Raw genomic sequence first — 8,593 nt, 5'->3', positions numbered from 1 at the left:
CCACACAGATGATTGCTTTATATTGTTAAAGAACGTTGCGGTTAAAGTTAAACTTTATCTCGCTAGGGCTGCGCATATTACGCTTTCCTATTTTTTTGTCAACACTTAATTTTAAACTTTCTTAAAAATCCAAACTCAAGTTTTACTCGACTAACTGATTAACTCTTGCCTCGCTAAGCGTTGCTGTCTGCCGTCTCAGTGGGGTCGCATTATAGGGAGATCCAAAAACAGATCAACCTTTTTTTGAAGAAAACTTAAAATAAAACACTGTTCGCTGAGTATTTAAGCTAAACGCTCAAAAACAACACTAAACTAGACTGTTTTTAACTATATAAGTGTAAGTTAAATGAAGAAACCCAGATTCAATCTTTAATCGAAAAAACGATCCACTACTGAAATGATCAATATTTTGATCAAATGACCTAAGTTTATAATCTTTACCTATGTATATTGTTAATAACTTATGAGGGTCAAACACTGACAGTCGCAGTTATCACGCATTTAAATCATAGATAAAAGTAGACTCTATAGATTTATACAGCTACATATTCAGTAGCAAGATAACTTTCAAAGCTATAAATGTTATTACCGACCATGAAATTTAAATTAACAAGCTAGTTGAATAACAAATGGTTATTAAGGGAAGTAGATTCTAGTGACGCTTAGTGGCTTACAAAGATGTTGGTTTGATAATGGTATAGTTGAGATCTTGCACTATATACAGGGATACTGATAGCGATATTATTTTTTGCCAAATTTTAGATATTAAAAAGCCGAGCTTATGCTCGGCTTTTTGGTGTCTTTAAGACTTACTCAGCAGACTGCGCGTCTTCTTGAACTTCTTCGTTCGCAGATGTGCGACCTACTAGTTCAATATAAGCCATTGGTGCATTGTCACCAGCACGGAAGCCACACTTAATAATACGAGTGTAACCACCTGGACGGTCTGTATTGCGAGGACCGATTTCACTGAACAACTTACCAACTACTTCTTTATCACGCGTGCGAGCAAACGCTAAACGGCGATTTGCTACACTGTCAGTCTTAGCCAGTGTGATTAAAGGTTCAATTACACGACGTAACTCTTTCGCTTTTGGCAAAGTAGTTTTGATGATTTCATGTTTCACCAAAGAACCTGCCATATTGCTGAACATCGCTTTACGATGGCTGCTGTTACGGTTTAATTGACGACCACTCTTACGATGGCGCATGACCCTATCCTTCTAACTAAACTAATATAGTGATTTAGATTATTCAGCTAGGCTTGCAGGTGGCCAATTTTCTAGGCGCATACCTAGAGATAGACCACGTGAAGCTAGCACGTCTTTAATTTCAGTCAGAGACTTCTTGCCTAAGTTAGGCGTTTTAAGAAGCTCGACTTCTGTGCGCTGAACTAAATCACCGATATATTGAATTTGCTCGGCTTTCAAACAGTTTGCTGAACGCACTGTTAGTTCAAGATCATCAACTGGACGAAGTAGAATAGGATCGAATTCTGGCTTCTCTTCTTTCTCTTCTGGCTCAGTAACATCACGTAAGTCTACGAATGCTTCTAGCTGCTCAGCTAAGATAGTCGACGCACGGCGGATCGCTTCTTCTGGATCTATAGTGCCGTTTGTTTCCATATCAATGATTAACTTGTCTAAGTCTGTACGTTGTTCAACACGTGCTGATTCAACCGAGTACGCAATACGTTCAACTGGGCTAAATGATGCATCAAGCAACAATCTACCAATTGGACGCTCATCGTCATCAGAGGATAAACGGCTAGATGCCGGCACATACCCACGACCACGTTCAACACGAATTCGCATGCTGATCGCACTATTATCTGCCGTTAAATGACAAATAATATGATCTGGGTTGGCAATGGTTACATCGCCGTCGTGCTGAATATCAGCCGCAGTCACAGGGCCTACACCAGACTTAGTCAGGGTAAGAAAAACTTCATCTTTACCTTCCAAAGTAACTGCTAGACCTTTAAGATTTAACAGAATTTCAATGATGTCTTCTTGTACGCCTTCTTTCGCGCTGTATTCGTGCAACACACCGTCGATTTCAACTTCGGTTACTGCACATCCTGGCATTGACGAAAGAAGTATACGGCGTAAGGCATTCCCAAGAGTATGACCGAAGCCACGCTCTAATGGCTCTAAAACTACTTTAGAACGAGTTGGGTTAATAGCGTCGATATCGACTAACCTTGGTTTTAGAAATTCTGTAACAGAACCCTGCATTTTATCCTCTCTTAACTCTTAACTTTACTTAGAGTAAAGTTCGACGATTAGTTGTTCATTGATGTCCGCAGACAGGTCTGAACGCTCTGGTAGGCGTTTGAAATTACCTTCCATTTTCTTACCGTCAACTTCAACCCAAGTCGGTTTTTCACGTTGCTCGGCTAGTTCTAGAGCAGCGATGATACGAGCTTGTGTCTTAGACTTTTCACGGATAACTACTACATCTTCTGGAGTAATTACGAATGAAGGAATGTTCACTACACGACCATTAACTAAAACCGCTTTGTGGCTTACTAACTGACGTGCTTCAGCACGTGTGCTTGCAAAACCCATGCGGTATACAACATTGTCTAAACGTTGCTCTAAAAGCTGTAACAAGTTTTCACCTGTGTTGCCCTTAAGGCGAGCAGCTTCTTTGTAGTAGTTACGGAATTGCTTTTCTAATACACCGTAGATACGACGTACTTTTTGCTTTTCACGTAATTGTAAACCGTAATCAGATAAGCGACCTTTACGAGCGCCGTGCTGACCAGGTGCAGTCTCAAGTTTACACTTAGAGTCGATAGCTCTTACGCCGCTCTTAAGGAACAGGTCAGTACCTTCACGACGACTCAGCTTGAGCTTAGGGCCCAAATATCTTGCCATGTTATTTCTCCTAACCTATTGTTAAACGCGACGTTTCTTCGGTGGACGACAACCATTGTGTGGTATTGGCGTCACGTCAGTAATGTTGGTGATACGGTAACCAGCAGCATTCAAAGCACGTACAGCAGATTCACGACCTGGACCTGGACCTTTGATGAAAACTTCTAGATTTTTTAAACCGTATTCTTGAGCAGCAGTACCTGCACGCTCTGCAGCAACCTGAGCAGCGAATGGTGTAGATTTACGTGAACCACGGAAACCTGAACCACCGGCAGTAGCCCATGATAGTGCATTACCTTGACGGTCGGTAATTGTAACAATAGTGTTGTTGAAAGAAGCATGAACATGAGCCATACCATCAGCAACTTGCTTTTTAACCTTTTTACGACGAATTGGTGTCTTAGCCATAATACTATCCCCTTATCGCTTAATAGGCTTACGAGGACCCTTACGGGTACGCGCGTTAGTCTTTGTTCTTTGACCACGTAGTGGTAAAGAGCGACGGTGACGTAGGCCACGGTAACAACCAAGGTCCATAAGGCGCTTGATATTCAAAGTAACTTCACGACGAAGATCACCTTCTACAGTGTACTTGCCAACTGCTTCACGCAATACGTCAAGTGTTTCGTCTGAAAGTTCACCGATTTTTGTGGTTTCGGCGATACCAGTCGCTACTAAGATAGCCTTAGAGCGAGTCTTACCTATGCCATAAATAGCTGTTAAACCAATAACTGCATGTTTATGATCAGGGACGTTAATGCCAGCGATACGGGCCACTAACACATCTCCTATATTTGAATTCGGTTATCATCTGTTTGAAGAGCCCGTAAGGATACTCAAACGAAGACCAAATCACAACTGAAAACACAGGCCGAGAAACCTCAGCCTGCACGACTTATAAATTAACCTTGCCTTTGCTTATGCTTAGGCTCACTGCAAATTACACGTACAACACCGGCACGTTTAATAACTTTACAGTTACGGCATATTTTCTTAACGGAAGCACGTACTTTCATTGCTCAACTCCGTAAACTGACCTTATCGACCGTAGCCTTTAAGGTTCGCTTTTTTCAGCACAGAATCATATTGATGAGACATCATATGAGTCTGTACTTGTGCCATAAAGTCCATGATCACAACAACGATAATCAAAATTGATGTACCGCCGAAGTAGAATGGCGTTTGCCATGCCATGGTCATGAATTCGGGCACCAGACAGATAAAGGTTATATACAAAGCACCTGCCAATGTCAGGCGTGTCATCACTTTATCAATGTATTTCGATGTCTGCTCGCCTGGACGAATACCTGGGATAAATGCGCCAGATTTTTTCAGGTTATCTGCTGTTTCACGTGGGTTAAAAACCAACGCTGTGTAGAAAAAGCAGAAGAAGATAATAGCCGCAGCTAAAACTATTGCATACAAAGGCTGACCTGGAGTCAACGTTGTAGCAATCGCTTGTAGCACATCAGCGACAGGACCTTCACCCTGGCCGAACCAGCTGGCAATAGTACCAGGGAACAGAATTATACTGCTAGCAAAGATTGGTGGAATAACACCCGCCATGTTTACTTTTAGTGGTAAATGCGTGCTTTGGGCAGCAAATACTTGACGACCTTGTTGGCGCTTTGCGTAGTTAACGACGATACGACGTTGTCCACGTTCAAAGAACACTACAAGATAAGTAACAGCGAATACGATTACCGCAATCAATAACAGTGCTAAAACATGTAAATCACCTTGGCGCGCCATTTCGGCTGTCGAACCAATAGCAGACGGCAGGTTAGCTACAATACCAACAAATATTAGAACTGAGATACCGTTACCGATACCACGTTCAGTTATTTGCTCGCCCAACCACATCAGGAACATAGTACCAGTTACTAAACTCACCACTGCGGTGAAGTAGAAACCGAGACCTGGGTTAACAACTAACCCGTCCATCATACCCGGTAAGCTTGTGGCAATACCGATCGATTGGATAGTAGCAAGCAAGAGCGTGCCGTAGCGTGTGTACTGGCTAATTTTCTTACGACCTTGTTCACCTTCTTTCTTAAGCTCTATAAACGGAGGATACATATGCGTTAATAGTTGCGTAATAATTGAAGCTGTGATGTAAGGCATTATACCCAGTGCTAACACCGAAGCGCGCTCAAGCGCACCACCGCTGAACATGTTGAACATTTCAACAATGGTGCCCTTTTGTTGCTCGAAGAAATCGGCAAGTACAGCGGCGTCAATCCCAGGGATTGGCACAAATGAACCTAGACGGTAAATAATGATAGCGCCCAATACGAATAGTAATCGACGTTTCAATTCCGAAAGCCCACTTTGTGCACTTTGTGTATCTTGACCTGGTTTAGCCATTAGTACTTCCTTAGTCTTCTACCTTGCCTCCGGCGGCTTCGATAGCTTCGCGAGCACCTTTAGAGGCTTTAAGGCCTTTAACGGTAACAGCGCGTGAAACTTCGCCAGATTTAACAACTTTAACGAACAGAACGTTCTTTTTAACTAGACCAGCTGCCTGTAGCGTACCTAGGTCTACCACATCGCCTTCAACTTTAGCGATCTCGTATAGGTTTATTTCTGCAGATACTAAAGATTTGCGAGAAGTGAAACCAAACTTAGGTAGACGACGTTGCATAGGCATTTGACCGCCTTCAAAACCAACGCGTACTTTACCGCCAGAACGTGACTTTTGACCTTTGTGACCACGGCCACCAGTCTTACCTAGACCAGAACCGATACCACGACCAACACGTTTACCAGCAGATTTAGAACCTGCAGCAGGAGAAAGTGTATTCAAATGCATTCGAATTACCCCTCAACCTTAACCATGTATGAAACTTGGTTGATCATACCACGTACACATGCTGTGTCTTCTAACTCAACAGTGTGATTGATACGACGTAAACCAAGACCGCGTAATGTAGCTTTATGTTTCGGTAAACGACCGATAGAGCTCTTTACTTGTGTTACTTTTACAGTTTTATTAGCCATGGTTTACCCCAGAATCTCGTCTACTCGAAGACCACGTTTTGCAGCGATCGACTGAGGAGAATTCATATTCTCAAGAGCTGAGATCGTTGCACGTACAACGTTGATCGGGTTAGTAGAACCGTAACATTTAGAAAGTACGTTCTGCACACCAGTAACTTCTAGTACTGCACGCATAGCACCACCTGCGATGATACCAGTACCTTCAGATGCTGGTTTCATAAACACAAGAGAGCCAGCATGACGTCCTTTAACAGGATGCTGTAATGTGTTGCCATTTAGGTCTACGTTGATCATGTTACGACGTGCTTTTTCCATTGCTTTTTGAATAGCAGCTGGAACTTCACGTGCTTTACCATAACCGAAACCTACTTTACCTGCGCCGTCACCAACTACAGTTAGTGCAGTGAAGCTAAAGATACGACCACCTTTAACTACTTTAGACACACGGTTCACCGCGATTAGCTTTTCAGCTAGATCAGGCTGTTGTTGCTTTGCTTCTACGTTAGCCATTGTCTACTCCTAGAATTGCAAACCGGCTTCACGCGCAGCATCTGCTAGCGCCTTCACACGGCCGTGATATTTAAAGCCACTGCGATCAAAAGCAATCTTTTCGATGCCTTTGTCAGCCGCACGTTCAGCAACCGCTTTACCAACTGCTTGCGCAGCTGCAACGTTGCCTGTGCCTTTAACTGTTTCGCTAATAGCTTTCTCAACAGTAGAAGCAGCAGCCAGTACATTACCCTCAGCGTTTACAACTTGAGCGTAAATGTGACGTGGCGTGCGGTGGATAACAAGACGCGTTGTGCCTTGTTCAATATAATTTCTACGAGTGCGTTTAGCACGACGTAGACGAGCTGTTTTTTTATCCATCGTCTTACCTTACTTCTTCTTAGCCTCTTTACGGCGTACATTCTCATCTGAATAACGAACACCTTTACCTTTATAAGGCTCAGGTTTACGGTATGCACGAATGTTAGCAGCTGTTTGACCAACTAACTGCTTATCTACGCCCTTAACTAGAACTTCTGTTTGGCTTGGAGTTTCAATCGTAATTCCTTCAGGAACTGCGAAATTAACTGGGTGTGAGAAACCAAGAGTTAAATCTAATGTTTTACCCTTAGCTGCAGCACGGTAACCAACGCCTACTAACTGAAGTTTCTTCTCGTAACCTTCATGCGTACCAACAATCATATTGTTGATTAGAGCGCGAGCAGTACCTGCTTGTGCCCATGCATTGGCTACGCCTTCACGAGGTAAAGTTGTAATAACGTTGTCGTTAAGTTGTACTTCAACTGCAGAGTTGATAGTACGCGTTAATTCGCCGTTTTTGCCTTTAACTGTGATGTCCTGGCCTTTTAATGTAACTTCTACACCGGCAGGAACATTAATTGGTGCCTTTGCTATGCGAGACATAGTTCCCCTCCGATTAAGCTACAAAACCAATGATTTCACCACCAACACCAGCACTACGTGCGGCGCGGTCTGTCATTAGGCCTTTAGAAGTTGATACGATAGCGATACCTAGACCACCCATTACCTTTGGTAATTCGTCACGTCTCTTATAGATACGTAAACCAGGGCGGCTAACACGCTGGATATTTTCAATAACAGCTTTGCCTTCGAAGTATTTCAACTCGATAGAAAGCTCAGGTTTAACATCACCGCTGATTGTGAAATCAACGATATAACCTTCATCTTTTAATACTTTAGCTAATGCTACTTTCAGCTTTGAATTAGGCATCGTTACAGATACTTTTTTCGCTGACTGACCGTTACGAATTCGTGTAAACAAATCCGCGATAGGATCTTGCAAGCTCATAGTCTTACTCCCGTGATTCTATTACCAGCTAGCCTTTTTAAGGCCAGGAATTTCACCGCGCATAGCTGCTTCGCGAACTTTAATACGGCTCATGCCGAATTTGCGAAGGTAACCATGTGGGCGGCCCGTAATGTTACAACGATTACGTTGACGTGCAGGGCTAGAATCACGTGGTAAAGCTTGTAGCTTAAGTACCGCGTCCCAACGATCATCGTCAGATGTTTTCACATCACTGATGATAGCTTTTAGTGCTGCGCGCTTTTCAGCGAACTGAGCAACTAATTTCGTGCGCTTTGCTTCGCGCGCTTTCATAGAATTCTTTGCCATAACCCTACCCTTATTTCTTGAATGGGAAGTTAAACGCTTCTAACAACGCACGGCCTTCCTCATCTGTTTTCGCAGATGTAGTGATTGTGATATCCATACCGCGTACGCGGTCTACTTTATCATAATCAATTTCTGGGAAGATGATTTGTTCACGTACGCCCATGCTGTAGTTACCACGTCCATCAAAAGACTTAGCACTTACACCACGGAAGTCACGGATACGTGGGATAGCGATTGAAACCAAACGCTCAAAAAAGTCCCACATACGCTCGCCGCGTAGGGTTACTTTACAACCAATTGGGTAGCCTTCACGTACTTTAAAGCCAGCAACAGATTTGCGTGCTTTAGTAATGAGTGGCTTCTGACCAGCGATTGCTTCTAGATCCGCAACAGCGTTGTCTAGAATTTTCTTGTCAGCTAGGGCTTCGCCCACGCCCATATTCAATGTGATCTTTTCGATCTGAGGGACTTGCATGACAGAGCTGAAACCAAACTTCTCTTGAAGTTCAGCAACTACTTTGTCTTTATATACTTCATGCAGTTTCGCCATCATTCTACTCCAACT

The 8,593-nt window shown here is 43.2% G+C and carries 15 protein-coding genes; all 15 read right to left on the bottom strand.

Features of this window, described 5'->3' with window-relative positions; translation table 11 throughout:
- Positions 1 to 809: 809 nt before the first annotated feature.
- Positions 810 to 1,211: a 50S ribosomal protein L17 gene (gene rplQ, locus H5162_RS18985; RefSeq protein WP_016710207.1), complete on the bottom strand. Its 402-nt coding sequence runs from the start codon at positions 1,209 to 1,211 to the stop codon at positions 810 to 812.
- A gap of 39 nt (positions 1,212 to 1,250) precedes the next feature.
- Positions 1,251 to 2,237 carry a DNA-directed RNA polymerase subunit alpha gene (locus H5162_RS18980; protein ID WP_145241913.1) on the bottom strand — a complete coding sequence of 329 codons (987 nt, stop codon included), beginning with the start codon at positions 2,235 to 2,237 and terminating at the stop codon, positions 1,251 to 1,253.
- Between the two features lie 24 nt (positions 2,238 to 2,261).
- Positions 2,262 to 2,882, bottom strand: a complete 621-nt coding sequence (gene rpsD, locus H5162_RS18975) for a 30S ribosomal protein S4 (RefSeq protein ID WP_016710205.1) — start codon at positions 2,880 to 2,882, stop codon at positions 2,262 to 2,264.
- 21 nt (positions 2,883 to 2,903) lie between these two features.
- Entirely contained in the window at positions 2,904 to 3,290 is a 387-nt protein-coding gene (gene rpsK / locus H5162_RS18970) for a 30S ribosomal protein S11 (protein ID WP_002959471.1), read from the bottom strand.
- A 12-nt stretch (positions 3,291 to 3,302) separates the two neighbouring features.
- Positions 3,303 to 3,659 carry a 30S ribosomal protein S13 gene (gene rpsM / locus H5162_RS18965; protein ID WP_145241916.1) on the bottom strand — a complete coding sequence of 119 codons (357 nt, stop codon included), beginning with the start codon at positions 3,657 to 3,659 and terminating at the stop codon, positions 3,303 to 3,305.
- 125 nt (positions 3,660 to 3,784) lie between these two features.
- On the bottom strand, positions 3,785 to 3,898 hold the full coding sequence (gene rpmJ / locus H5162_RS18960; RefSeq protein ID WP_002959476.1) for a 50S ribosomal protein L36: 114 nt from the start codon (positions 3,896 to 3,898) through the stop codon (positions 3,785 to 3,787).
- 22 nt (positions 3,899 to 3,920) lie between these two features.
- Positions 3,921 to 5,249 carry a preprotein translocase subunit SecY gene (gene secY, locus H5162_RS18955; RefSeq protein WP_145241918.1) on the bottom strand — a complete coding sequence of 443 codons (1,329 nt, stop codon included), beginning with the start codon at positions 5,247 to 5,249 and terminating at the stop codon, positions 3,921 to 3,923.
- 10 nt (positions 5,250 to 5,259) lie between these two features.
- Complete coding sequence (gene rplO / locus H5162_RS18950; RefSeq protein ID WP_064668467.1) at positions 5,260 to 5,694, bottom strand: 50S ribosomal protein L15; 435 nt, start codon at positions 5,692 to 5,694, stop codon at positions 5,260 to 5,262.
- A gap of 5 nt (positions 5,695 to 5,699) precedes the next feature.
- The gene (rpmD, locus tag H5162_RS18945; RefSeq protein WP_016710201.1) at positions 5,700 to 5,882 is read right to left on the bottom strand and encodes a 50S ribosomal protein L30; all 183 of its coding nucleotides are present in this window, start codon (positions 5,880 to 5,882) and stop codon (positions 5,700 to 5,702) included.
- Between the two features lie 3 nt (positions 5,883 to 5,885).
- Entirely contained in the window at positions 5,886 to 6,392 is a 507-nt protein-coding gene (rpsE, locus tag H5162_RS18940) for a 30S ribosomal protein S5 (RefSeq protein ID WP_002959485.1), read from the bottom strand.
- A gap of 9 nt (positions 6,393 to 6,401) precedes the next feature.
- Positions 6,402 to 6,752, bottom strand: coding sequence for a 50S ribosomal protein L18 (gene rplR / locus H5162_RS18935; RefSeq protein ID WP_008115388.1), 351 nt, complete (start codon positions 6,750 to 6,752; stop codon positions 6,402 to 6,404).
- 9 nt (positions 6,753 to 6,761) lie between these two features.
- Positions 6,762 to 7,295 (bottom strand): 50S ribosomal protein L6, encoded by a 534-nt coding sequence (gene rplF / locus H5162_RS18930; RefSeq protein WP_145241920.1) that lies wholly within the window; start codon positions 7,293 to 7,295, stop codon positions 6,762 to 6,764.
- Between the two features lie 13 nt (positions 7,296 to 7,308).
- Complete coding sequence (rpsH, locus tag H5162_RS18925; RefSeq protein ID WP_145241923.1) at positions 7,309 to 7,701, bottom strand: 30S ribosomal protein S8; 393 nt, start codon at positions 7,699 to 7,701, stop codon at positions 7,309 to 7,311.
- A gap of 21 nt (positions 7,702 to 7,722) precedes the next feature.
- Positions 7,723 to 8,028, bottom strand: a complete 306-nt coding sequence (gene rpsN / locus H5162_RS18920) for a 30S ribosomal protein S14 (protein WP_058562128.1) — start codon at positions 8,026 to 8,028, stop codon at positions 7,723 to 7,725.
- A gap of 10 nt (positions 8,029 to 8,038) precedes the next feature.
- Complete coding sequence (gene rplE, locus H5162_RS18915; protein ID WP_016710195.1) at positions 8,039 to 8,578, bottom strand: 50S ribosomal protein L5; 540 nt, start codon at positions 8,576 to 8,578, stop codon at positions 8,039 to 8,041.
- Between the last annotated feature and the right edge of the window lie 15 nt (positions 8,579 to 8,593).

Source organism: Pseudoalteromonas sp. SR41-8, from assembly GCF_014163915.1.
GTDB lineage: Bacteria > Pseudomonadota > Gammaproteobacteria > Enterobacterales > Alteromonadaceae > Pseudoalteromonas > Pseudoalteromonas rhizosphaerae.
Note: the sequence above shows the minus strand (reverse complement) of the source record. Positions and strands in the feature narration are given on the sequence as shown.